General features: G+C 66.1%; 19 protein-coding genes and 5 tRNA genes. 11 read left to right on the forward strand and 13 right to left on the reverse strand.

Annotated features, from left to right (window positions below; all coding sequences use genetic code 11):
* Positions 1–71: 71 nt before the first annotated feature.
* The 5 genes from AC10QF_RS12980 to AC10QF_RS13000 all read right to left on the reverse strand — a co-directional run bounded on the left by AC10QF_RS12980 (position 72) and on the right by AC10QF_RS13000 (position 942).
* Positions 72–147: transfer RNA gene (locus AC10QF_RS12980), tRNA-Lys, on the reverse strand.
* A 198-nt stretch (positions 148–345) separates the two neighbouring features.
* A tRNA-Lys gene (locus AC10QF_RS12985) sits at positions 346–421 on the reverse strand.
* A 79-nt stretch (positions 422–500) separates the two neighbouring features.
* Positions 501–577, reverse strand: a tRNA-His gene (locus AC10QF_RS12990).
* 172 nt (positions 578–749) lie between these two features.
* A tRNA-Arg gene (locus tag AC10QF_RS12995) sits at positions 750–826 on the reverse strand.
* Between the two features lie 39 nt (positions 827–865).
* A tRNA-Pro gene (locus AC10QF_RS13000) sits at positions 866–942 on the reverse strand.
* 180 nt (positions 943–1,122) lie between these two features.
* On the opposite strand from AC10QF_RS13000, the gene AC10QF_RS13005 reads away from it, so the two are divergent.
* The gene (locus tag AC10QF_RS13005; RefSeq protein ID WP_069138943.1) at positions 1,123–1,881 is read left to right on the forward strand and encodes a Bax inhibitor-1/YccA family protein; all 759 of its coding nucleotides are present in this window, start codon (positions 1,123–1,125) and stop codon (positions 1,879–1,881) included.
* A 78-nt stretch (positions 1,882–1,959) separates the two neighbouring features.
* On the opposite strand, the gene AC10QF_RS13010 is transcribed toward AC10QF_RS13005, so the two are convergent.
* The 5 genes from AC10QF_RS13010 to grxC form a co-directional block, all read right to left on the reverse strand.
* The gene (locus AC10QF_RS13010; protein WP_005415465.1) at positions 1,960–2,868 is read right to left on the reverse strand and encodes a LysR family transcriptional regulator; all 909 of its coding nucleotides are present in this window, start codon (positions 2,866–2,868) and stop codon (positions 1,960–1,962) included.
* A 53-nt stretch (positions 2,869–2,921) separates the two neighbouring features.
* Positions 2,922–3,665 carry a cysteine hydrolase family protein gene (locus tag AC10QF_RS13015; protein ID WP_065179771.1) on the reverse strand — a complete coding sequence of 248 codons (744 nt, stop codon included), beginning with the start codon at positions 3,663–3,665 and terminating at the stop codon, positions 2,922–2,924.
* Between the two features lie 248 nt (positions 3,666–3,913).
* Positions 3,914–4,918 (reverse strand): isocitrate dehydrogenase, encoded by a 1,005-nt coding sequence (locus tag AC10QF_RS13020; RefSeq protein WP_033835461.1) that lies wholly within the window; start codon positions 4,916–4,918, stop codon positions 3,914–3,916.
* A gap of 330 nt (positions 4,919–5,248) precedes the next feature.
* Positions 5,249–5,641: a carboxymuconolactone decarboxylase family protein gene (locus AC10QF_RS13025; RefSeq protein ID WP_069138941.1), complete on the reverse strand. Its 393-nt coding sequence runs from the start codon at positions 5,639–5,641 to the stop codon at positions 5,249–5,251.
* Positions 5,638–5,928, reverse strand: a complete 291-nt coding sequence (gene grxC / locus AC10QF_RS13030; RefSeq protein ID WP_004154541.1) for a glutaredoxin 3 — start codon at positions 5,926–5,928, stop codon at positions 5,638–5,640. Before grxC ends, AC10QF_RS13025 begins: the two co-directional genes overlap by 4 nt.
* 142 nt (positions 5,929–6,070) lie before the next feature.
* Between grxC and AC10QF_RS13035 the strand changes: the two genes are divergently transcribed.
* The 9 genes from AC10QF_RS13035 (at position 6,071) to lpxH (ending at position 19,667) form a co-directional block, all read left to right on the forward strand.
* Positions 6,071–7,717: a M48 family metalloprotease gene (locus AC10QF_RS13035; protein WP_494542338.1), complete on the forward strand. Its 1,647-nt coding sequence runs from the start codon at positions 6,071–6,073 to the stop codon at positions 7,715–7,717.
* A gap of 116 nt (positions 7,718–7,833) precedes the next feature.
* Complete coding sequence (gene phoB, locus AC10QF_RS13040; protein WP_005408258.1) at positions 7,834–8,523, forward strand: phosphate regulon transcriptional regulator PhoB; 690 nt, start codon at positions 7,834–7,836, stop codon at positions 8,521–8,523.
* Positions 8,524–8,629: 106 nt separating this feature from the next.
* Positions 8,630–9,961 carry a phosphate regulon sensor histidine kinase PhoR gene (phoR, locus tag AC10QF_RS13045; protein WP_061479944.1) on the forward strand — a complete coding sequence of 444 codons (1,332 nt, stop codon included), beginning with the start codon at positions 8,630–8,632 and terminating at the stop codon, positions 9,959–9,961.
* A gap of 4 nt (positions 9,962–9,965) precedes the next feature.
* The gene (gene ppk1, locus AC10QF_RS13050) at positions 9,966–12,053 is read left to right on the forward strand and encodes a polyphosphate kinase 1 (protein ID WP_069138939.1); all 2,088 of its coding nucleotides are present in this window, start codon (positions 9,966–9,968) and stop codon (positions 12,051–12,053) included.
* Positions 12,054–12,222: 169 nt separating this feature from the next.
* Positions 12,223–13,749, forward strand: a complete 1,527-nt coding sequence (ppx, locus tag AC10QF_RS13055; protein ID WP_005415458.1) for an exopolyphosphatase — start codon at positions 12,223–12,225, stop codon at positions 13,747–13,749.
* 317 nt (positions 13,750–14,066) lie between these two features.
* The gene (locus AC10QF_RS13060) at positions 14,067–16,991 is read left to right on the forward strand and encodes a TonB-dependent receptor domain-containing protein (RefSeq protein ID WP_005415457.1); all 2,925 of its coding nucleotides are present in this window, start codon (positions 14,067–14,069) and stop codon (positions 16,989–16,991) included.
* 170 nt (positions 16,992–17,161) lie between these two features.
* Positions 17,162–18,307 carry a glycosyltransferase family 4 protein gene (locus AC10QF_RS13065; RefSeq protein ID WP_494542339.1) on the forward strand — a complete coding sequence of 382 codons (1,146 nt, stop codon included), beginning with the start codon at positions 17,162–17,164 and terminating at the stop codon, positions 18,305–18,307.
* Positions 18,288–18,827 carry a phosphatase PAP2 family protein gene (locus AC10QF_RS13070; protein ID WP_005415455.1) on the forward strand — a complete coding sequence of 180 codons (540 nt, stop codon included), beginning with the start codon at positions 18,288–18,290 and terminating at the stop codon, positions 18,825–18,827. The genes AC10QF_RS13065 and AC10QF_RS13070 overlap by 20 nt, the downstream gene beginning before the upstream one ends.
* A 93-nt stretch (positions 18,828–18,920) precedes the next feature.
* Entirely contained in the window at positions 18,921–19,667 is a 747-nt protein-coding gene (lpxH, locus tag AC10QF_RS13075) for a UDP-2,3-diacylglucosamine diphosphatase (RefSeq protein ID WP_095377045.1), read from the forward strand.
* Between the two features lie 88 nt (positions 19,668–19,755).
* Here the strand turns inward: lpxH and AC10QF_RS13080 are convergent, their stop codons facing one another.
* Positions 19,756–21,009, reverse strand: a complete 1,254-nt coding sequence (locus AC10QF_RS13080) for a M12 family metallo-peptidase (RefSeq protein WP_069138938.1) — start codon at positions 21,007–21,009, stop codon at positions 19,756–19,758.
* Between the two features lie 225 nt (positions 21,010–21,234).
* Here AC10QF_RS13080 and AC10QF_RS13085 point away from each other — a divergent pair, with 225 nt between their 5' ends.
* Positions 21,235–22,692 carry a T6SS phospholipase effector Tle1-like catalytic domain-containing protein gene (locus AC10QF_RS13085; RefSeq protein WP_494542340.1) on the forward strand — a complete coding sequence of 486 codons (1,458 nt, stop codon included), beginning with the start codon at positions 21,235–21,237 and terminating at the stop codon, positions 22,690–22,692.
* 66 nt (positions 22,693–22,758) lie between these two features.
* Here AC10QF_RS13085 and AC10QF_RS13090 read toward each other — a convergent pair whose 3' ends face one another.
* Both AC10QF_RS13090 and purF read right to left on the reverse strand, forming a co-directional pair.
* Entirely contained in the window at positions 22,759–23,583 is an 825-nt protein-coding gene (locus AC10QF_RS13090; protein ID WP_053500133.1) for a ferritin-like domain-containing protein, read from the reverse strand.
* 9 nt (positions 23,584–23,592) lie between these two features.
* Positions 23,593–25,059, reverse strand: a complete 1,467-nt coding sequence (gene purF / locus AC10QF_RS13095) for an amidophosphoribosyltransferase (protein WP_065185785.1) — start codon at positions 25,057–25,059, stop codon at positions 23,593–23,595.
* Positions 25,060–25,089 lie beyond the last annotated feature (30 nt).

The raw sequence follows: 25,089 nt of genomic DNA on the forward strand, positions 1-25,089 counted from the left end.
CTGGCATCTGCAGATGCCCCTCAGCGAACAGGCAAGAGAAAAGCCACTTGGCGAACCAAGTGGCTGTCGTCTGGTGGGCTGTCAAGGATTCGAACCTTGGACCTATTGATTAAGAGTCAACTGCTCTACCAACTGAGCTAACAGCCCGAAATCGGGGCGCGAATTATGACCCGATCCGCTCGGTGGGTGCAAGCACTTTTTTCAACGTGGTTGAAACCAGCACTGCGGGGCCCGCTCCTGCTGCAGATCCGCGCCGAACGGGTTCTGCAACGCGTGATCCATCGGAACGATGGGAGTCACACCTATAAGAAAAAAGCCACCTGGCGTACCAGGTGGCTTCTGTCTTGGTGGGCCGTCAAGGATTCGAACCTTGGACCTATTGATTAAGAGTCAACTGCTCTACCAACTGAGCTAACGGCCCGTGAAACTCAGACGCACATTGTAGCGTGCTTTCTGTTTATTGCAATACCGTTTCGGCTGCGCCGATGCGGTTGAATCAGTGGGGTGGCTGAGGGGATTCGAACCCCCGACCACCGGAATCACAATCCGGTACTCTAACCAACTGAGCTACAGCCACCACTGAAACTTTCGCTCCATCGCCGATACCACTGACGCCGGAACCTTGAACATTGCCTGGGGACTGTCACCGAAGTTGCGGTCCGCCGAAGCGAGTCCGATATTCTGGTGGAGTCCTTGCGCTTTTGCAAGCACTTCTTCACATCCGTCGATGCGATCCCGGCGCTCGCCAATGGCGCGCCCGACAGGAATCGAACCTGTAACCGCCGGCTTAGAAGGCCGGTGCTCTATCCAGTTGAGCTACGGGCGCCCGAACCGGAACGGTGTCCAATCCGACGTGGCGTGGGATTGGTCGGGGTAGAGGGATTCGAACCCCCGACATCCTGCTCCCAAAGCAGGCGCGCTACCAGACTGCGCTATACCCCGGTCTTGCAATCCCCTCGGGTTGGACCCGGGGAGTTGTTCATTGTCGCCAAGCGCGTTGGGAACTGTCAACGAAGGATGCACAGAACCCGGGCCTGCCACACCGCCGAAAGCAGTCATCGGCTATGCTCACGCCCATCGGCCGGATGGCCGTCCCGACCTTCATTCGCACGGAGAACACGCATGCGCAGCGGCAACCCGGCTCTTTCCGAGTCGACTTTCCTCGACCTCGCCAGTGGCTCGGTAGTGACCAGCCCCGACCAGGTCATGACCCTCAACGGCACCGCCAACAAGACCGGCATCCTGCTGCTGTTGACCGTGCTGACCGCGGCGTTCGCCTGGAGCCAGGCGGTCGACGAGTACGGCCAGATTTCCGGCAGCGCGAGCCTGTACGCCATCGGCGGCGCGATTGGCGGCCTGGTGCTGGCACTGATCACCATCTTCAAGAAGGAATGGTCGCCGGTCACCGCGCCGATGTACGCGCTGGTCGAAGGCCTGTTCCTGGGCGCCGTGTCGGCCCTGTTCAACATGAAGTATCCGGGCATCGTGTTCCAGGCGGTGCTGCTGACCTTCGGCACCCTGGCCGCCCTGCTGTTCGCATACCGCAGCGGCCTGATCAAGGCCACCGAGAACTTCAAGATGGGCGTGGTGGCCGCCACCGGCGGCATCGCCCTGCTCTACCTGGCCTCGTTCGTGCTGGGCTTCTTCAACATCAACGTGCCGGTGATCCACGACTCCAGCTGGCTGGGCATTGCCTTCAGCCTGTTCGTGGTGGTCGTGGCCGCGCTGAACCTGGTGCTGGACTTCGATTTCATCGAGACCGGCGTGGCTCAGCGCGCGCCGAAGTACATGGAGTGGTATGGCGCATTCGGCCTGATGGTGACCCTGGTCTGGCTGTATGTGGAGTTCCTGCGCCTGCTGTCGAAGATCCAGCAGCGCTGAACCAGGCAGAGCCATGAACGACAAAGGGCGCCTTCGGGGCGCCCTTTTCTCTTTGTAACGCGTGGCTGCATTTCCCGGCTAGCCAGCCACCCCAGCCTGTGCAGCGTAGTGCGCCGCAAGGTGTTCGACCAGCGCTCGCACCTTGGGCGCGAGCGCACGTGCATGCGGGTACAACGCGAAGTAGCGCCGCTGGCCGGCATGCCAGGCCGGCAGCACGCGGATCAGACGACCGGCGCGCAGATCCTCCTGCACGGTCAGCGCGGTGAACAGGCTGATGCCCATTCCGGCCAGCGCGGCGGCGTACAGCGCGGGCGTGGCATCCACGCGCAGGCGCTGCCCGGCTTCAACGCTCACGCTGGCGCCGCGCGGTCCCTGCAACCGCCAGGGCGGCATTGACGGCGTGGGACTGAAACCCAGCAGCGTGTGCTGCTCAAGATCCACGGCGTGCCGTGGCAGGCCATGGCGCGCCAGGTAGACCGGTGCGGCGACCAGGATGCGCGGGCAGCTGGCCAGCTCGCGCGCAACCAGCTGGCTGTCCGGCAATGAAGCTGCAATGCGCAGCGCCAGGTCGAAACCACCACCGACCACATCCACCACCTGATCATCCGCCGACAGGTCCAGCGTGACCTGCGGGTAACGCTGCAGGAACGAGGGCAGCCAGTGGGGCAGCTCCTGGCTGGCCACCACCTGCGGCACGCTGATCCGCACGCTGCCGCTGGGCTGCGCCTGCCCGGCGCGAGCACGATCATCCGCCTCCTGCAGGCGGTCCAGCAGCGTTGCCGCCTCGCGGTAGTAATCGCGCCCGGCCTCGGTCAATGACAGCCGACGGCTGTTGCGATCGAGCAGGCGTACCTGCAGGTGCTCTTCCAGCTGCCGCAGTTGCCGCGACATCGCCGAGTGGGTGGTCCCCAGGCGCTCGGCGGCCGCAGTGAAACTGCCCGCGTCAACGATGGCGCGCAGCGCACGCAGGGCGGCGAAGTGATCCATCGGCGGGTAGCTCCACGTGGCGGGGCCCACGGCATGCGGGCCCCGCCAGCTTATCAAGCGCCGTCACCGGCCTTGCGTACCGGCAGCGCGAGGATCGCGTCGGTGCTCATGACATCGCCGAAGGCGTCTTCGATCTGCGCCAGCGAGGCCTCATGCAGCGCGCGATGGCCGATGCGACGGCCGCCGGCCAGATCCAGATCGCGGCTGGCGCTGGCATCGGACGAGACGATCACCCGGTAGCCGCGCGGAGCCGCTGCCGCGTCGCGCGCAGCACCGGCCACGCAGGCGTGGGTCTGCAGGCCGGTGACGATCAGGGTGTCGATGCCGGCGTTCTTCAGCATCGGGTCGAGCACCGCAGCGGACGCGCCGGCGAATACGCTGACATTGTCCTTCTGCACCACGGTCTCGCCCTGGCGCGGCTGCAGGTCGCGATGGAAGGCGGCATTGACGCTGCCCTGCGCGAACAAGGGTGCGCCGGCCGGCAGCACGTGCTGGACATGGATCACGCGGATGCCGTGGGCATCGGCGAATTCGACTACCCGCCTGGCCTGGCGCAGTGCGGCCTCGCCATCGGGAATGACCATGCGGCCACCCGCAAAGCCTGGTACGGCCTTGGCATCGAAGTACTCGTTCTGGAAGTCGATCACCAGCACGGCAGTCTTCGCCGCATCCAGCGAGGTCGCGACCGGCGCACCCGCCATATGGCGGATGGTGGGATGGGCCGGCTCGGCAGCAGCAAGCGGGAGGGTGGCGGTCATGCCGATCAGGCTGGCCAGGCCGAAGGCGGTGAGGTTCATGTTCAAGCTCCGGTGCATTGGGAAGTGGGCACAGGATGCCGATCACATTACGCACGAACCAGCCGCCCAGCGGCACATGATCTGTGCGATATACGCACAGAAAATCCCCTGTAGAGCCACCCCATGGGTGGCTGCGGACCGTAGGTGCCCGTCATCCACGCATGGCGTGGATCTACCGAGCCAGCCCACAACGCAACGGGGCGCCCGAAGGCGCCCCGCTGTAGATCCAACCGAGGTCGGCCGGCCGCTTACAGGCGGCTGGCGATGGCCTGGGCAAAGCTCATGGTGGTACCGGTGCCACCCAGGTCGCCGGTCAGCGAGTCCTTGGCTTCCATGGTCGCCACGATGGCCTTGCGCAGGCGCTCGGCATTCTCCGGCTGGCCGATGTGGTCCAGCATCTGCGCGGCCGCCAGCAGCAGCGCACACGGATTGGCCTTGCCCTGGCCGGCGATGTCCGGCGCGGTGCCGTGCACGGCTTCGAAGATCGCCGCGTCCTTGCCGATGTTGGCACCCGGAGCCAGGCCCAGGCCGCCGACCAGGCCGGCGCACAGGTCGGAGATGATGTCGCCGAACAGGTTGGTGGTGACGATCACATCGAACTGTTCCGGACGCATCACCAGCTGCATGCAGCAGTTGTCGACGATCATTTCCTGGAACTCGATGTCCGGGTACTGCGCGGCGACTTCACGGGCGACATTCAGGAACAGGCCCGAGGTCGACTTGATGATGTTGGCCTTGTGCACGGCGGTGACCTTCTTGCGGCCGGTGCTCTTGGCCAGCTCGAAGGCGTAGCGCACGATGCGCTCGGAGCCCTTGCGGGTGATGCGGGTGCCGGAGAAGGCGGTCTCGCCATCGGCCGACACTTCCTGGCCTTCGGCCAGGTAGGCACCTTCGGTGTTCTCACGGACGGTGATCAGGTCGACGTTGTCGAAACGCGACTTGGTGTTCGGGAAGGTGTGGGCCGGACGCACGTTGGCGTACAGGTCGAAGTGACGGCGCAGGCTGACGTTGATCGAGGTGAAGCCACCGCCGACCGGGGTGGTCAGCGGGCTCTTCAGCGCGACCTTGTTGCGCGCGATCGATTCCAGGGTCACCGCCGGCATCAGGTCGCCGTGCTTTTCCAGGGCCACCAGGCCGGCGTCGGCGTCTTCGTACTCCAGGCCAGTCTTGAGCTGGTCGAGCACGAACAGGGTGGCGTCCATGATTTCCGGGCCAATGCCGTCGCCGCGGATGACCGTAATTTTCTGCGTCATTGATCGATGTTCCGAACAGGGGGAAAAACGCCGTCCGGACGTGCCCGGAAACGCCGGCGCAAAGGAAGTTTCACCGGCAATTATGCCTGAGCCGGGGCCGAGGTCCCAAATAGACCATGGTCCCAGTCCCCGGCTCAGGCAGAATTGCCCGCGCATCCCGCCTTAACCCTGCGCCTGTCGGCGCGCCCCCTTGAACAACAAGGGGGCTCCTGGACTGTTGGATTGCGGGGAAGGCCCCCTTGCAGGTCCGGTAGTGCCGGCCGCTGGCCGGCAACCTCGGCCATGTGGGGTTCAGGAAATGCCGGCCAGCGGCCGGCACTTCCGGAGCACTCAGTGCTCGTGCGCGGCTGGCGCGGCGGCGCCGCTTTCCAGCTGGTCGAGGAAGTCGACCGCGCGGCGCAGGTGCGGGATCACGATGGAGCCGCCCACCACCAGGCCGACCGAGAAGGTCTCGAAGAACTCCTCGCGGGTCACCCCGGCGTCCTTGCACTGGGCCACGTGGTAGCTGATGCAGTCGTCGCAGCGCAGCACCATCGAGGCCACCAGGCCCAGCAGCTCCTTGGTCTTCACGTCCAGCGCGCCGGCCTGGTAGGTCTGCGTATCCAGCGCGAAGAAGCGGCGCACCACCTGGTTCGGTTCGCCCAGGATGCGCTCGTTCATGCGCTTGCGGAACTCGGTGAACTCGGCGATGCGGTCCTTGCTGCCGTCGTCGGCCGCGCTCATGCCTGGCCCTGCCCGGCCAGCAGCGGCTCGAGCTTGCCTTCACGGTGCAGGGCCATCATGTCGTCGTAGCCGCCGACATGGACGTCGCCGACGAAGATCTGCGGCACGCTGGTGCGGCGGGTCAGCGCCATCATCTTCTCGCGCTCGGCCGGGTCCAGGTCGATGCGGACCTCGGTCCACTGCTGGCCCTTGCTCTTCAGGAAGTTCTTGGCGGCCACGCAATACGGGCAGACGGCAGTGGAATAGATGGTGATGGCGGGGGCACCGCCGGCGGTCTGGGCTGTCACGGGAAACTCCACGATGGATCGACGGTCTACATATGGTACCGGTGCGCTGGAATTTCCACGCCACGGCCGCAACACTGTGGATTAACGAATGGTTGCCCCCCGCCCTGCCACGCTTGGCGCGCCCCGCCCGAGGACCTTCTGCTTGCGAGCCCTGCTGCTGACTACCGCCGTCACCCTGGCCCTGGCCATGCCGCTGGCCCAGGCCCAGGAGAAGCTGCCCGACATCGGCTCTTCGGCCGGCGAGCTGCTGACCCCGGCCCGCCAGGCCGAGTACGGCGCGATGATGCTGCGCGAGCTGCGCAACTACGGCTACCTGCTGGAAGATCCGCTGGTCAACGACTGGCTGCAGACCATGGGTACCCGGCTCGGCTCCAACAGTGACCAGCCGCGGCAGCCGTACACCTTCTTCGTGATGAACGACCGCCAGATCAACGCCTTCGCCACGCTGGGCGGCTACATCGGGGTCAATGCCGGACTGGTGCTGACCGCCGAGCGCGAGGACGAGGTCGCTGCGGTGCTGTCCCACGAAATCGCCCACGTCACCCAGCAGCACGTGCTGCGCGGTGTCGAGCGCGCCCAGCGCGACCAGATCCCGATCCTGCTGGGCATGCTGGCGGCGGTAGTGGCCGCCCAGGCCAGCAACAGCACGTCGTCCGGCAACGCGACGATGGCCGCGATCAGCTCGGGCATGGGCCTGATGCAGCAGCGGCAGATCAACTACACCCGCTCCAACGAGTCCGAGGCCGACCGCCTGGGCATCCGCACCCTGTCGCGCAGCGGCTACGACGTGGATGCCATGGCCGGCTTTTTCGAGCGGATGTCGGCAGCCATGCGCGGCAACGAAGGCGGCTACAGCGTGCCCGAGTTCCTGCGCACCCACCCGGTCAACATCACCCGCATCAGCGAGGCCAAGTCCCGCGCCGAGCAGATGAAGAAGGATACGGTGCTGCTGACCACCAGCACCCCCACCGGCGAGCGCAAGGAGCGGGTGGACCCGGCCGATCCCAGCCTCGGCGAGCCGCTGCTGCGCGGCAACAACCCGCTGCTGCCCGGCAGTGTGCTGCGCCTGCCGATCGGCCAGCTCAACCGTGGCGCCAGCGGTGACTTCGAGTGGGCGCGTGAGCGCCTGCGCGTGCTCAGCGCGGACTCCCCCCCCGAGCTGGAGCGCGAGTACGCCGACCTGGCCAAGCGGCAGAAGGACGGCCTCAACGATGCGCAGCGCTACGGCCAGGCGCTGGCGGTGATGCGCGGTGGCCGTGCCGGTGCCGGCCAGGCCCGGCAGACCCTGGCCGGCCTGCTGCAGAGCCACCCCGGCAACCTGTGGCTGGCGCTGGGCCTGGGCGAGGCGGAGTCGCGCGCAGGCCAGGTGGCCCAGGCCAACAGCCGCTTCGAGCAGCTGCTGCGCGAACACCCCAACAGCCGCCCGGTGGCACTGACCTATGCCGAGATCCTGAACGAACAAGGCAGCCGCGAAGCCGGCCAGCGTGCGCAGGCGATGCTGCGCCCCCTGCTGTCGCAAAGCGGTAACGATCCGGTCTTCCAGCAGCGTTTCGCCCGCGCCAGCGAGCTGGCTGGCGACAGCGTGCGCGCCAGCGAGGCCTATGCCGAGGCCGCCTTCCTCAGCGGGCGGCCAGAACAGGCGCTGATGCAGCTGCAGGCGCTCAAGCGCAACCCGGCACTGGATTACATCGGCCGCGCGCGGGTTGACGCCCGCATCGAATCGATCACCCCGACAGTGCTGGAGCTGCGCCGGCAGGGCGTGCAGGACCCGGACCTGGACCGCCGCTGAGCACCGCATGACCGGCCGATGGCAATCCAGGCCGGTTCCGGCCGGGTAGTCACAAACATGTCATCAAACCGTAGTCTACTGGCACCACTCCAGTAACCGAGCCCTACGGTGTCCTCGTGCAGAAACGCATCCTGATCGTCGATGACGAGCCCGCGATCCGTGAAATGGTCGCCTTCGCCCTTCGCAAGGGCGATTACGAACCGGTCCACGCCGGCGATGCCCGGGAGGCCCAGACCGCGATCGCCGATCGCGTTCCCGACCTGATCCTACTGGACTGGATGCTGCCCGGCACCAGCGGCCTGGACCTGGCCCGCCGCTGGCGCAAGGAAACGCTGACCCGCGAAGTACCGATCATCATGCTGACCGCCCGCGGCGAAGAGAATGATCGCGTCGGTGGCCTCGAGGCCGGTGTCGATGACTATGTGGTCAAGCCGTTCTCGGCACGCGAACTGCTGGCCCGCATCCGAGCGGTCATGCGCCGCGCCCGCGAAGATGACGAGGACGGCAGCGTAGCCGTCGGCCCGATCCGTATCGACGGCGCCGCCCATCGCGTGTTCGCCAACGACCAGCCGGTGCCGATCGGCCCGACCGAATACCGTCTGCTGCATTTCTTCATGACCCATCCCGAGCGCGTCTACACCCGCGCGCAGCTGCTGGACCATGTATGGGGCGGCAGCGTGTACGTGGAGGAGCGCACCATCGACGTGCATATCCGCCGCCTGCGCAAGACGCTGGAGCCGTTCAACGCCGAGAACATGGTGCAGACCGTGCGCGGCGCCGGCTACCGCTTCTCCACTGCTACCTGAGTCTCGTCGTGCCGGCACCGCGCACCTGCGGGTGCCGGTGCCGGCAACTCTGCTATAACCCTCGGTTCACCCCAGTGAACCGCCGCACCTCAACGACGAGATCGCAATGCCCCGCCACATCCGCTCTGCCTGGTTGAAGACCCTGGCCACCGTTGCCGCGGTGCTGCTGTTCGCCGGACTGGTGGGGTGGTTCACGGGCCATCTGTGGTTGTGCATCGCACTGGGCGCGCTGGCGACCCTGGCCTGGCATTACTGGCGACTGCGCAGCGTTCTGCGCCGGCTGACCGCTCGCCAGCGCTGGGACACCGCCGAAGAAGGCACCGGCGTCTGGAACGAACTGGACCGCCTGCTGTACCGCAACCAGGTGGAAATGCGCGTGCGCAAGCGCCGCCTGCTGGACATGCTGCGCAGCTACCGCGCCGCTGCCGCCGCGCTGCCTGATGCCGTCGTCGTGCTGGATCGCAACAGCCAGCGCGTGCAGTGGTTCAACGAAGCGGCTACCGCCCTGCTCGGCCTGCACCATCCCGGCGACCTTGGCGAGGCCCTGGTCGAGCGCCTGCAGCCAATGCCGCTGGCGCACTGGCTGGCTGGTGGCCGCAATGCCGAGCCCATCCTGGACGTACCCTCGCCGGTCGATCCGGCGATCCGCCTGAACCTGCGCCTGATTCCCTATTCGTCGGACTACTGGCTGCTGATCGCGCGTGACGTCAGCAAGCTGCTGCGCCTGGAGCAGGTGCGGCGGGATTTCGTCGCCAACGTTTCACACGAACTGCGCACGCCGCTCACCGTGGTCCACGGCTACCTGGACATGATGGACCCGGAGGATTTCCCGGGAACCGGACCGATGCTGGAAGAAATGCGCAAGCAGAGCCAGCGCATGGCCCAGCTGGTGGAAGACCTGCTGACCCTGTCGCGCCTCGAATCGCAGGAACACAGCGAGGACGAGACCGTGGCCATGCAGCCGATGCTGGCCACCCTGCGCCGCGAAGCCGAAGCGCACAGCCAGGGCCGCCACCAGATCAGCATCGACGACCTGGCCGGCGTTGACCTTCAGGGCTCGACCAAGGAACTGCACAGCGCATTCTCCAACCTGGTCACCAATGCGGTGCGCTATACGCCGGCCGGTGGCCGCATCGCGGTGGAGTTCCGCCGCGAGGGCGACGGCGCGGTGCTGGCGGTGCGCGACTCCGGCTACGGCATCCCGGCCACCCACCTGCCGCGCCTGACCGAACGCTTCTACCGTGTTTCCAGCAGCCGCTCCCGCGAAAGCGGTGGCACCGGTCTGGGCCTGTCCATCGTCAAGCACATCCTCGGCCTGCACCACGCACGGTTGGAAATTGAAAGCGAAGTCGGCAAGGGCTCGGTGTTCTCCTGCCATTTCGATGCCGACCACGTGCGCCCGCGCGAGTCCGCCCCCTTGACCTCCATCGAAGAATGAAGCCATGAGCAGCCTCGGATCCCTCCCCCTCCCCGTGAGCCCGGACAACGATCCGTTGCGTGACCCGGCGCTGTACATCAACCGCGAGCTGTCGCAGCTGGATTTCAACTTCCGCGTGCTGGCCCAGGCGATGGACCCGCAGGTGCCGCTGCTGGAGCGCCTGCGCTTCATGTGCATCTCCTGCACCAACCTCGACGAGTTCTTCGAGATCCGTGCCGCCGCCGTGCGCCACGCGCAGGAGTTCGGCCTGCCACCCGCACCGGACGGGATGAGCCCGCAGGCCATCCTGAGCGCCATCCATGACCGCGCCGCCGAACTGGTGGACCAGCAGTACCGCTGCTGGAACGAGACGCTGCGGCCGGCGCTGATGGAGGCCGGCATCGGCGTGCTCGGCCGCCACTCCTGGACCGACCGCCAGAAGCGCTGGCTGCGCGCCTACTTCCGCAACGAGATCATGCCGGTGCTGTCGCCACTGGGCCTGGACCCGGTGCACCCGTTCCCGAAGATCCTCAACAAGTCGCTGAACATCGTGGTGGTGCTCAAGGGCACCGATGCGTTCGGCCGCGCCGGCCACCTGGCCATCGTGCGTGCGCCGCGCTCGCTGCCGCGCATCATCCAGCTGCCGGAAAAGCTCGGCGGGCCCCAGAACTTCGTGTTCCTCTCGTCGGTGCTGTCGACCTTCGTCGATGAGCTGTTCCCGGGCATGGAAGTCCAGGGCGCCTACCAGTTCCGCGTCACCCGCAATTCCGAGCTGGTGGTGGACGAGGAGGAAGTGGAAAACCTGGCGCTGGCGCTGCGTGACGAGCTGGTCGACCGCGGCTACCGGCCAGCGGTGCGGCTGGAGATCGCGCACGACATGCCGCGCGAGATCGTGCGGACCCTGCTGCAGAATTTCGGCCTGACCGAGAACGCGGTGTACCGCATCGATGGCCCGGTCAACCTCAACCGCATCATCCAGCTGTACGATCTGATCGCGCAACCGGACCTGAAATACCCGCCGATGACCGCGCGCACGCTGCGCGACAGTGACGGCATCTTCGAGACGGTGGCGCGCCAGGACCTGCTGCTGCACCATCCGTTCGACGCCTTCACCGCAGTGCTGGACCTGATCCGGCAGGCGGCAATCGATCCGAACGTGCTGGCGATCAAGCAGACCCTGTACCGCACCGGCAAGGACTCACTGATCGTCGATGCGCTGATCCAGGCCGCGCGCAACGGCAAGGACGTGACCGTGGTGGTCGAACTGCGCGCCCGCTTCGACGAAGAAGCCAACCTCGGCCTGGCCGATCGCCTGCAGGAAGCCGGCGTGCAGGTGGTGTACGGCGTGGTCGGCTACAAGACCCACGCCAAGATGCTGCTGATCGTGCGCCGCGAGGGCCGCAAGCTGCGCCGCTACGTGCACCTGGGTACCGGCAACTACCACAGCGGCACCGCCCGCGCGTATACCGACATCAGCCTGATCACCGCCGATGCGGACATCGGCAATGACGTGCACCTGCTGTTCCAGCAGCTGTCCGGGCTGGCGTCGAAGATGAAGCTCAAGCGCCTGCTGCAGTCGCCCTTCACCCTGCACACCGGCATCCTCGGCCGCATCGAGCGCGAGACGCGCATCGCCGCCGCCGGCCGCCCGGCGCGGATCATCGCCAAGATGAACGCACTGAACGAACCGCAGGTAGTGCGCGCGCTGTACGCCGCGTCGCAGGCCGGCGTGCAGATCGACCTGATCATCCGCGGCGCCTGCACGCTGCGACCGGGCGTACCGGGCATCTCGGACAACATCCGCGTGCGCTCGATCGTCGGCCGCTTCCTGGAACACAGCCGCGTCTACTGGTTCGGCAACGACGGCGCACCGGAAATGTACTGCGCCAGCGCCGACTGGCTGGAACGCAACCTGCTGCGCCGGGTCGAGACCTGCTTCCCGATCCTCGATCCGGAACTGGCCAAGCGGGTCTACCGCGAAGTCCTGCAGAACTACCTTGACGACAACCTCAACGCCTGGGAACTGGACGCGCACGGCATCTACCACAAGCGTGCCCCAGCCCACGACGAAGCCCCGCATTCGGCGCAGATGGCGTTGATGCAGGGGCTCTGACCCTGCCCCGGTAGATCCCGACCGCTGGTCGGGATTCGATCGCCACCGGGTCAGATCCCTTTCCTGCGGGAAAGGGATCTGACCCCTTGCAGTCCTGCGGCACGCCCTCTTCCAAAATGTGAAGGCCGCGCGGTGACGAGCACACCGCCCCTTCGGCTAACATTCGTCCATGCCGCATACCACCACGACTCCGCCCGCATTGCAGGATGGCGACCTGCTGGCCGCCATCGACCTTGGCTCCAACAGTTTCCACATGGTCATCGCGCGCTATACGCTCGGCCAGCTGCGGGTGATCGACCGCCTGCGCGAGACGGTGCGCATGGCCGATGGCCTGGATGGCAAGGGTGGTCTCTCTTCCGCTGCACGCCAACGTGCACTGGAATGCCTGGCCCGCTTCGGCCAGCGCATCCGCAATGTGCCGCCGCACCGGGTGCGCGCGCTGGCCACCAACACCGTGCGCCAGCTGCGCTCGCCGCAGTCGTTCCTGGTACCGGCCGAGACCGCACTGGGGCATGCCATCGAAGTGGTCAGCGGGCGCGAAGAAGCGCGCCTGATCTACCTGGGCGTGGCCCACGCGCAACCGCCCAAGCCCGGGCAGCGCCGGCTGGTGATCGACATCGGCGGTGGCTCCACCGAGTTCATCATCGGCATGGGCATGCAGACCCTGGAGCGCGAAAGCCTGCAGGCCGGCTGCATCGCCAGCACCCGGCGCTTTTTCCCCGGCGGCAAGCTGAGCAAGAAGCGCTGGAAGGACGCGCTGGCCGAGATTGGCCGCGAGTTCCAGCCTTTCGCCAGCAAGTACCGCGCGCTGGGCTGGCAGGAAGCGTTGGGCTCTTCCGGCACGCACAAGGCGATCAGCGAGATCTGCGCGACGATGAAGCTGAGCAAGGGCGCCATCACCGCCGAGGCCCTGCCGCAGCTGCGCGATGAACTGCTGAAGGCCAAGAAGATCGACGACATCCAGCTGCCGGGGCTGTCCAGCGACCGCCGCCCGATCATCGCCGGCGGCATCCTGGTGCTGGAAGCGGCCTTCCAGGCGCTGGGCCTGCAGAAGCTGCTGGTCAGCAAGGCGGCGATGCGCGAAGGCATCCTGTATGACATCGTCGGCCGCGCCGGCGAGAACGACCTGCGTGACGAATCGGTGGCTGCTCTCAGCCAGCGCTACGGTATCGATACCGTCCAGGCCGAGCGCGTGCAGGACACCGCGCTGTCCCTGCTGGAACAGGTGCAGGAGCGCTGGAGGCTCGATGCCGACGATGCGCGCATGCTCGGCTGGGCCGCGCGCCTGCACGAGCTGGGCCTGATGATCGCGCACAGCGGCTACCACGTGCATGGCAGCTATGTGCTGGAACACTCGGATATCGCCGGCTTCTCGCGCCAGGAGCAGCAGATGCTGGCGGCCCTGGTGCGTAGCCACCGCCGCAGCGTGACCAAGACCGCCTTCGACGCCCTGCCCGAGCGACTGCTGCTGACCGCACGCCGGCTGGCGGCCCTGCTGCGGCTGGCGGTGCTGCTCAATCGCGCCCACGAAGACGATCCGCTGCCGGCACTGGAACTGACCGCCGACGACAACCGGCTGTCGCTGATCGTGCCGCAGGCCTTCATCGATGCCCGCCCGCTGCTGCGCGCGGACCTGATCGGCGAGACCGATGGCATCGCCGGGCTGGGCATCCAGTTCCGTCCGTTCGTGGCCTGAATACGCTGTCCGCTGTTGTCCACAGGACAACCGGGGTGACGCATTTCCCACTCCCACTTTGCGCAGTCTGGCGATTTTTTGTGCTGCTCCGCAACACAACGGCGTGCTGTGGGCAATCGCTGCCATCACGTAAGCACCTGCTTTTGTTCACGTTTTGTGAAGGCTGGCGCGGCCGCGTGACATAAATGGATACGAACCCTTTACAGAGCATTAACTAACGAGACTACTATCGGGTCACCGGCTCGGTCATCGACCCTGCTGGCTCCTTCGACGCCCCCTTTGGCGTCCTGTGCACGACCTGAGAGAGAGAGCTCGCCATGACTTCACGCACCACCGCACTGGGGCAGGCCATCCGCTACGCCCTGGCTACCACTGCAGCGCTGGCAGCGCTGCCCGCGTTTGCCCAGGAAGGCAGCAACGCCAACCCGACCAACCTCGACCGCATCGAGATCACCGGCTCGCGCATCCGCCAGGTGGACGTGGAGACCGCCCAGCCGGTGTTCGCGATCAGCCGCAACGACATCGAAAAGCAGGGGTTCAGCTCGGTTGCCGACATCCTGCAGAACGTCACCGCGATGGGCAGCCCGACCATCAGCCGCGCCAATGCGCTGACCGCAGGCGAGAACGCGGGCGGCACCTACATCGACATGCGCAACCTGGGCACCCAGCGCACCCTGGTGCTGGTCAACGGCAAGCGCCTGGGCATCAGCACGTCCGGCTACCAGGACATCTCCACGCTGCCGGTGTCCGCCGTGGAACGCATCGAGGTGCTGAAGGACGGCGCCTCTGCGATCTATGGCTCCGACGCCATGGCCGGTGTGGTGAACATCATCACCCGTTCCAATGTCACTGGTGTGACTGCCAACGTCTACCACGGCCAGTACAGCCAGGGCGACGGTGCACGCGACCGCTTCGACGTGGTCGCCGGCTGGAGCAATGAGCGCGTGTCGTTGACCCTCTCGGCCGAGCATGCCGAAGAGAAGGGCGTGTGGGCGCGCGATCGCGGCTTCAGCAAGTACGGCATGACCGATCGCCATCCGTACGACAGCAGCAACTGGACCACCATCAGCCAGTACGGCCAGTTCACGGGTCTGCGCGGCCCGGGCTGTACCGCCACTGCGGGTTGCGGCTATTCCCTCAACCGCGGCGCGGATCCCACCAACCCGGCCAATTACCACCTCACCGATACCACGCCTTTCACCGGTGACGTGAGCAACGCCAACGACCAGATGCATGTGATGTATCCGGTCAAGCGCGACTCGGTCTATTTCGACGGCCGCTTCAAGATCACCGACAACGTCAACTTCCGCACCGAGCTGGGCTACAACAAGCGTGAGTCCACCCGCCAGATCGCGGGCTATCCGCTGCAGTCGAGCACCGCCGGTGTCGGCTCGATGTCGATCAACAGCTACTTCAACCCGTTCGGCCGCCAGCACGGTTACGCCAACCCGACCGCCGTGGCCTGGAACCGCCGCACCTGGGAAGTGCCGCGCGTGACCACCAGCGAGCTGAAGACCTACCGCGCGGTGGCGTCGTTCGACGGTTCGTTCGAGATCGGCAGCCGCTACTTCGACTGGGAAGTGGGCTACCAGTACAACCGCAATGAACTGGAATCGGTGGCCACCGGCAACCTGCACAAGGGTCGCGTCGCCGGCGGCGTCGGCCCGTCGTTCTACAACGCCGCCACCGGCAAGGTGCAGTGCGGTACCGCAGCTGCACCGATCTCCTACGACGTGTGCAAGCCGTGGAACCCGTTGGTTCCGTACGGCACGACGGCTGCCGATGGCCTGTACGGCAACGAAGAACTGCAGGCGTGGCTGTTCCCGGAAGAGATCACCAAGGGCCGCACCACCTCCAAGAACTTCTTTGCCAACATCGCTGGCAGCATCGTGACCCTGCCGGCTGGCGATCTCGGCTTCGCCTTCGGCGTGGAAAGCCGCAAGGAAGAAGGCAAGTACACCCCGGATGCCCTGGCCCAGACCGGCGCTACCACCAACCTGGCCGCAGGCCCGACCGGCGGTGACTACACCGTCAACGAGGCCTACCTGGAAGTGAACGTTCCGGTGCTGGCCGACCTGCCGGGCGCGAAGGAACTGACCTTCAATGGCGCAACCCGCTTCTCGGACTACAACACCTTCGGCAACACGCTCAACAGCAAGTTCGGTTTCAAGTGGAAGCCGATCGACTCGCTGATGGTGCGTGGCACCTGGGCCGAAGGCTTCCGCGCACCGACCATCAGCGACCTGTTCGGTGGTGGTTCGGAGACCTTCGCGCAGTTCAGCGATCCGTGCGACACCCGTTTCGGTTCCTCGGCCTCCAGCGCCGAAGTCCGTGCACGTTGCGCACGCGACATCGCCAATGCGAATACCTTCCGCCAGCTCCGCCAGGGCGGCACCCCGGTGAACACGTCGACGGACGCGACGCCGGTGCCGTTCACCTCCGGGTCCAACCCGCTGCTGACGCCGGAAACCTCGACCAGCAAGACGCTGGGCCTGGTCTGGAGCCCGAGCTTCATCCAGGGCTTCAACGCCTCGCTGGACTGGTGGAAGATCCGCATCGACAACACGATCATCGCCGACACGCCGACCCAGATCCTGCAGGACTGCTATGAGTCGGGCATCGAAGCGCGCTGCTCGCGCTTCCAGCGTGACCCGGTGACCGGCATCGTGACCAACCTGAAGTTCGGCAACCGCAACGCGGGCTTCATGGAAACCGAAGGCTACGACCTGGATGTGAGCTACCGTCTGGACACCCGGTTCGGCAAGTTCAACGTGAACTCGGCCACCACCTACGTGTCCAGTGCAACCTACCGCACCTCCAACGACAACTCGATCGTTCCGATCGTCACCAACGGCATCGGCAGCGCCTTCCGCGTCCGTTCCAACCTGGTGCTGGGCTACGAGCGGGGCAACTTCGGCGCGAGCTGGACCGCGCGTTACTACTCGGGCGTGAAGGAAACCTGCTCGAACATCGCGCTGTACCCGGACGAATGCTCGGATCCGGGTGTGTATGCACCGTGGTACAAGGGCGCCCGCAACTACAACGAGCGTGGTGCGGTCACCTTCCACGACGTGCAGGTGCGTTACTCGCTGCCGTGGGATGCCACCGTGTCGGTCGGTGCCAACAACGTGTTCGAAAAGACCGGCCCGATCATGTACAGCAAGCCGAACTCGGCCTTCTCGTACTACGGCGGCTACGACATCGGCCGCTTCGTCTACATGAAGTACCAGCAGCGCTTCTGATCCATCGCGCTGTGACATGAAGCACCAGGACCACGGCCCTTCGGGGCCGTGGTTTTTTGTTGGCCGCAGCGCCCCTGCGGTGGCCGGCGCCCCCGTCATCTGACGGTCGCAAAGTGGTCATGTCGGCTACATCGCCAGGGCCGAGCATGCCGGAAACCGGGAGGCCCGCCATGCGCTATGCCATCGTCACCGAGACCTATCCGCCGGAAGTCAACGGCGTCGCCCTCACCGTACAGGGCCTGGAGCAGGGTCTGCGTGCAGCCGGACACGAGATCGACCTCGTCCGCCCCCGCCAGTCCACCGAAGCGCTGGATTCGGCACCCGGCACCTTGCTGGTTCCCGGCGCTGCCCTGCCCCGCTACCCCGGCCTGCGCTTCGGCCTGCCAGCCCCGATCCGGCTGGGCCGCCATTGGCAGAATCAGCGTCCGGATGCGGTCTACATCGCCACAGAAGGTCCACTCGGCTGGTCGGCACTGCGTACCGCACGTCGCCTCGGCATTCCGGTCGCCAGCGGCTTCCACACCCGCTTCGACGAGTACCTGGCCGACTATGGCGTGGCATGGCTGCAGGCCGCGGCCATGCGCTGGATGCGCCGCTTCCACAACCAGGCGGACGCTACCCTGGTGCCGACCCGCGAACTGCAGCAGTTCCTCGGCGAACAGGGCTTCGAACGCGTGCGCCTGCTGGCCCGCGCGGTGGACAGCCAGCAGTTCGATCCAGGCCGGCGCGACCCTGCACTGCGCGAGGAATGGGGCGTGGATGGCAACGGCCTGGTGGCGATCTATGTCGGCCGCATTGCTGCCGAGAAGAACCTCGGCCTGGCGGTGAAGGCATTCCGCCGCCTGCAGCAGATCCGGCCCAAGGCACGCTTTGTATGGGTGGGTGACGGCCCGGCCCGCGAGAAGCTGGCACATGAAAATCCCGATTTCATCTTCTGTGGCATCCAGCGCGGCGATGCGCTGGCCCGCCACTTCGCCAGCGGCGATCTGTTCCTGTTCCCCAGCCGCAGCGAGACATTCGGTAACGTGACTCTGGAAAGCATGGCCAGCGGTGTGGCCACCGTGGCCTTCGACTACGGCGCCGCGCGTGAGTACCTGCGCAACGGCGAGAACGGCGCAGCGGTGGACAGCGACGAGCAGTTCATCGAGGCCGCCGTGCAACTGGCCGCCGATGACGCGAAACGCCACGAACTGGGCGGCAATGCTGCACGCGCGATGAAGCGATTGCATCCACAGCAGGTGGTGGCCGAGTTCGATGCGTTGCTGGCCGAGCTTGCGCAGTCGCGGAGGAGCGGCCATGCGCACCACGCCGCTTGAACTGCTGGCAGGGCGCGAGGCGCGCTTGTGCCGGCGGGCGAACCACTACTGCCGGCGCCGCCGCGTGCGCCGCCTGTTCTCGGTCATCAGCCGTCTCGGCGATGGCGTGTTCTGGTATGTGCTGATGGCTGCGCTGGTTGTGCTGGATGGCTTCGATGGCCTGCGCGCCTCGGTGCACATGGCCGCCACCGGCCTGGCCGCATTGCTGCTGTACAAGGGCCTCAAGCGCTGGACGCGGCGTCCGCGGCCTTACGCGGCCGATCTTCGCATCCGCGCCTGGGTGGCACCGTTGGACGAATTCAGCTTCCCCTCCGGGCACACCCTGCACGCAGTGTCGTTCACCATCGTCGCACTGGCCTATTACCCCTGGCTGGCACCCTTGCTGGTACCGTTCACCCTCGGTGTCGCGCTGTCGCGGGTGGTGCTGGGCCTGCACTATCCTTCCGACGTGCTCGCCGCCACGGGCATCGCCGTCCTGCTGGCTTCGGCCAGCCTGACCTGGCTGCCGCTGCCGGTGTAGCCCCGGGGTCAGATCCTTTTCCTTCGGAAAAGAGATCTGACCCCCACAATACCGGCGGCGCTACCATCATCATTGATGGCCTAGAATGCAGGCATGACCACGTTGTTCATATCCGACCTGCACCTGGACCCCAGCCGTCCGGAGATCACCGACCTGTTCCTGCGCTTCCTGCGCGAGCAGGCGCCCGGCGCCGATGCGCTGTACATCCTCGGCGACCTGTTCGAGGCCTGGATCGGCGACGACACTCCCTCTCCGGCCGCCGATGCGGTGGCCGATGCGTTGAAGGTGCTGTCCGACAGCGGCGTGCCCGTGTACTTCATCCGCGGCAACCGCGACTTCCTGCTTGGCGAGGACTATGCGCGCCGTGCCGGCCTGCGCATCCTGCCCGACCCGTGCATGATCGAGCTGTACGGCCGCCCGGTGCTGCTGCAGCATGGTGACCTGCTGTGCACCGATGACATCCCCTACCAGCAGTTCCGTGCGCAGACCCGCGACCCGGTGTTCCAGGCGCAGTTCCTGTCGCAGCCGCTGGCCGCACGCATCGCCTTCGCGCAGAAGGCGCGCGAGGCGAGCCAGGCCCGCCAGTCGGAAATGAAGCAGGGCGATCGTGCGCAGTTTGAGACCGTCACCGACGTGGCCCCGTCCGAAGTAGATGCAACCTTCGTCCGCCACGGCGTGGACACCATGATCCACGGTCACACGCACCGTCCGGCGATCCACGCACTGCAGGCCGGTGGACGCGATTGCATCCGTATCGTGCTGGGTGACTGGTACGAACAGGGTTCGGTGCTGCGTGTGGATGCCAACGGTTGGTCGCTGGATACGCTCGCCCGCGATTGATGGATCGCAGGATGCCAACCAGGGTTGGCATCTACCCGAGCCGGTGAACGCGCCCGGGTAGACGCCGCCGCTTGGTCGGCGCTTGGCCTCAGCGGAAGGCCGCGATGGTGGCCTTGGTGTTGACCAGCACGCGCTGGTTGTCAGCGGTACTGGCATTGCCCATCGGGATGCCGTTGTAGCTGATGTTCGGGTTGGACCAGTAGTTCAGGCGCGGGCAGCTGCGGGTGCAGTTATAGGCCATGATCGTGCGCCAGCCGGTGCCGCTGGACGGCTCATAGCGGTAGCCGTGGCCATAGGCGTAGGGTGATGTGCTCGGGTCGGTGGCGATGTCATGCCGCGCGCTCTGCAGGTGGCCGATCTCATGCGCGAATGAGTAGTAGCCGGTCGCGCAATCCCAGTACACCGCCGCAAACGCCGTCGACGCGGTCGAGCCGATCCCCGAGGCCAGGCCGCAGTAGGCACTGTTGTTGATCAGCAGCACGCCGACATCGGCTGCGGTGGTGTTGCGGCTGGTGTGGATGCTGTCCATGTAGCCGTCGCTGGTGCCACGGAAACGCGACAGGTCGGTGGTGAAGTTGCCAGACTCGCTGTAGCTGGTGGTCTCGTAACCGGCCAGTTGCAGCGTCAGGCCGACGTTGCTGTTGCCGTAGCCCTGGTTGGATTCGGCCACCGCCAGCTGCACCAGCGACTGCATGTTGCCGCCATAGGCGGCGACGGCGGCATTGGTCGCTACCACCAGCACACGGATGGTCGCCGGCGTACCGGACGATGCCTGCGCGATGCCGATGCGATCGTTGTTGCCCATCGGGATCTTCGGCAGCTGGTTGTAGTCGGCCGGATGGTCGGCCGGCATCCGCGATTCATCCACTTCCACCAGCACGTGGCGGTTGCCCAACGGGCGCAGGCGATACAGCTTTCCATCCTTGCGGATCGAGCCGGTGACGGTGTCGCCCGAGCGCACCAGGATCAGCGAATTGCCGGGGTCGTCCTGGCCGTTGGAGGTGGCCGCGGTCAGTTTGTCCGAGGGCGAACGGAACTGGCCGTACCAGATGCTGCCGCCATCGGGCAGTGCTTCGACCTTGCTGCGCACCGCCTGCACCCGCCGGCCGAGCAGTTCGAATTCCAGCTGCGGTTGTGCAGTAGCTGCTGCATCGACACGCACTTCCTGTACCGTCGCCGTGGACGGGGTGGCCAGCAGCTTGCCCAGTGCGGGCTCGCTGTTTGCCGATGCGCGGCTGATGACCGTCACCGGCTCGAACAATGGTGCCGCATGTGCGGCCGCTGCCACCGACAAACCCAACACCAGGCCACCTGCCGCTTTGCCAATCGATCTGGACAACATTGCGTCGCTCCTTGAATGATGTGAACAGCGTTGATGCAGCACGACCCGGTTTGCCGGGTCTGGTCATATGGCCTGCGCCGGTCGTGTGAATTCAATAGGCGAGAGAAGTGAAAATCAGGATTTGTGATCGACCGCATCTGGGTTAAGTAAGGTCAAAAGCGTTACTACACGTCGCCAACACACCGCTTTCGCGCTACCGTGACGCAGCCACGACGGGGAATGCACATGGCACCATCGCAGGACACGGACGAAGATGTCGGCTTGCTGCGGATCGGGCTGTTCTTCGATGGCACCCGCAACAACGCACACAACCTGGCCCGTGGCAGGCCCCAGCTGCCGCAACCGCGCCCGGCGCAGCTGCGTGCGGATGACGATTCGACCTACCAGAGCCGGTTGACCAGCAGCTACGACAATGGCCTGACCAACATCGCCCGCCTGCAGCAGCTGTACCCGGACAGCCGCAGCGGGACATCGGCGGCCCCCTCGCTGTCGATCTACGTGGAAGGTGTCGGTACCCGCGATGACGCCGACGACGACCTGATCGGACTGGCGTTCGGCATTGGCGCCAGCGGTGTGCGCGCCAAAGTGCGACGCGCGCTGCAGGTGCTGCTGCCGGCAGCACTGGGTGCACTCGCTACGCGCTGGCAGCGACCACTGCGTGGCGTGCAGCTGGATCTGTTCGGCTTTTCACGGGGTGCGGCCGCCGCGCGCGATGTGGCCAACCAGTTGCAGGCCTGGGATCGCACCCGCTGGCGGCAGCTGTTGCAGGCCGCTGGCCTGTCCTGCACAACGGACTTCGCCCCGGCCGATCCGCCGCTGCGCTTCATCGGCCTGTTCGACACGGTGGTTGCGGTCAGCGGTGGCCGCACCGACGAACAACCTCATCTCGCGCTGCATGCAGGCGTTGCCAGGCAGGTGCTGCAACTGAGCGCGCGTGACGAGCATCGCCAGCACTATCCATTGACCAGCGTGGCGCCAACGTTCACCGAGATCGCCCTGCCCGGCGTACACGCCAACATCGGCGGCGGCTACAACCAGCTCGAAGAAGGGCCCAAGCTGCTCAGTCGCCCGCGCCGGCAGCTGCTGCGCCGCCCGAGCGTGGCCGAGTACCAGACGCCACCGCTGGCGATCCTGCAGGCGACCACGGCCTACGCCGAGGCACAGGCCGACGCCGAGCGCTGGCGGCAGCAGTTGGGCCTGGACGAAAAGGAAGTCTGGGTGGATGTCTGGCACCAGTGGCAGCAACAGCGTCGCGCCGGCAGCCGCAGCGTAGTGCTGTCACCGGTGCTGTACGTGACGGCGGCCGTGGTGTTGCGCCGGCGCATCGACTGGCGCTACCAGCTGATCGCGCTTCAGGTGATGCAGCAGCATGCCATCGATGCCGGCGTGCAATGGACGGCCAATGCCAACGCAGTCCCCGGCTGGGAACTGCCGTCGGCCCTGCAACCGATCGCACGACGACTGGTGGCCGGACAGCCACTGACGCAAACGCAGGAGGCGCTGTTGCGACGGCGTTACCTGATGCAGTCGGCGCACTGGAACTTCGACGCGCTGGGCGACACTGCACTGACCTACGCTGCCGACGCCGGCGTCAGCGAGCTGCCGTATCGGCCGGGCCCCGGCCTGTTCTACATCAACCGGCCAACGGTGGATGGCAAGCGCGTGGTACTGCCGAACGCATGAAAAAAGGGGACGGAGGGAATTAAGTCGTTTTGGCACAAACGACTTAATTCCCTCCGTCCCTTTTTTTCAAACGGCCTGCTCGACCAGGTTGGCGAGTTCGTCCGCATCGAATCCGGCCAGCAGGCGCGCTTCCATGTTGAACGGCCCATGCAGGTAGCCGCCGGCGTACTCCACCAGCAGCTCCTTGAAACGCGCGCGCGGCTCGACACCGGCGCGGTCGCAGTACCAGCGATACCAGCGCGAACCGGCGGCAACATGCGCCACTTCCTCGCGCAGGATCACCTCCAGCACATCGGCGGTTTCGCCATCACCGACATTGCGCAGCTTCTCGATCATGCCCGGGGTGACGTCCAGGCCACGCGCTTCCAGCACGCGCGGCACCAGCGCCATGCGCGCCAGGCCGTCATGCGCGGTCTTTTCGCACATTTCCCACAGACCGTTGTGTGCGGGGAAATCCGCATAGTCGTGGCCATGCACCTGCAGGCGCTCGCGCAGCAGCATGAAATGCCGCGATTCGTCATCGGCACAGCTGACCCAATCAGCATGGAACGCCGACGGCAGGCCCCGGAACCGGTACACCGCGTCCCAGGCCAGGTCGATCGCGTTGAGCTCGATATGGGCAATCGCGTGGATGAAGGCAGCCCGCCCTTCCACGCCACCCAGTCCACGCCGTGGTACCTCGCGCGGATGCACCAGCACCAGTCGTCCCGGACGACCCGGCATGCAGATCGGATCCGGCGGCGGCGCATCCGCGGCCACCTTCAGGCGACCGGCACGGAACGCGGCCGCATACGCCTGGGTCAATGCGACCTTGCGCAGCGGATCGGCTTCAGCCAGGCACTGCTGCGCAGCGCGCAGCAGGTCGCCACCAACGTCGGGCACATCCACCACGCCTGATCCTCAGGCGCGGCGCTTGTGCTTGGCGTCGTCCGAACGCAACTGCTGGATGCGCTCGAAGTAGCCCGGCTCGATACCGGTCGGGTAGTGGCCGTTGAAGCAGGACGAATCGAAGCTGCGCAGCGCCGGGTTGCCTTCGCTCACCGCCGCTTCCATGTCTTCCAGGTCCTGGTAGATCAGCCAGTCGCAGCCCAGGTGGGCCTCGATCTCTTCTACCGTGCGGTTGTGCGCGACCAGCTCTTCGGCCGCCGGCATGTCGATGCCGTAGATGTTCGGGTAGCGCACCGGCGGCGCGGCGCTGGCCAGGTAGACCTTGCGCGCGCCGGCATCACGGGCCATCTGCACGATCTGCTGGCTGGTGGTGCCACGCACGATCGAATCGTCCACCAGCAGCACCACGCGGTTGCGGAACTCCAGGTGGATCGGGTTGAGCTTGCGGCGCACCGACTTCACGCGTTCACCCTGCCCCGGCATGATGAAGGTGCGGCCGATGTAGCGGTTCTTGATGAAGCCTTCGCGGTACTTCACCCCGAGCACATTGGAGATCTCCAGCGCGGCATCGCGCGAGGTATCCGGGATCGGGATGATGGTGTCGATGTCGTGGTCCGGGCGCAGGCGCAGGATCTTCTCGCCCAGCTTGATGCCCATGCGCATGCGTGCCTTGTGCACCGAGACGTTGTCGATCATCGAATCCGGTCGCGCGAAGTACACGTATTCGAAGATGCACGGGGTGTGCTCGGCCGGCTCGGCGCAGATTTCCGAGAACAGCTCGCCGCGCGCGGTGATCACCAGCGCTTCGCCCGGCTGCACGTCACGCACGCGCTGGAAACCCAGCACGTCCAGCGCGGCCGACTCGGACGCCACGATGTACTCCTCGCCTTCTGCGTGGCTGCGCTTGCCCAGCACCAGCGGGCGGATGCCATGCGGGTCGCGGAAGGCCACCAGGCCCAGGCCCAGCACCACGCTGACCACCGCATAGCCGCCCTTGCAGCGGCGGTGCACGCCGGCCACCGCGCGGATCGCGGCTTCCGGGCTGAGCTGGCGCTGCTGCTCCAGTTCGTAGGCGAATACGTTCAGCAGCACTTCGCTGTCCGAATCGGTGTTGACGTTGCGCCGGTCCTGTTCGAACACCTGCTGGCGCAGCGCCTCGGTGTTGATCAGGTTGCCGTTGTGGGCCAGCGCGATGCCGTAAGGCGAATTCACGTAGAACGGCTGTGCCTCGTCCATGCCTTCCGAACCTGCCGTCGGATAGCGCACGTGCGCGATGCCGACGCTGCCTTCCAGCGTGGACATGGTACGGGCGTCGAACACATCGCGGACCAGGCCGGTGGCCTTCTGCACCCGCAGGCGGCTGCCATTGGCGGTGGCGATACCTGCCGCGTCCTGGCCGCGATGCTGGAGAACGGTCAAGCCGTCATACAACTGCCCGGCGACGTTCTGGTTGCCGACGATTCCGACGATGCCACACATGGTGCGAGGTCTCCGCTGGGCTGTGCCCAG

The sequence above is a fragment of the Stenotrophomonas maltophilia complex sp. Om-AH-Sm3 genome (assembly GCF_059337855.1).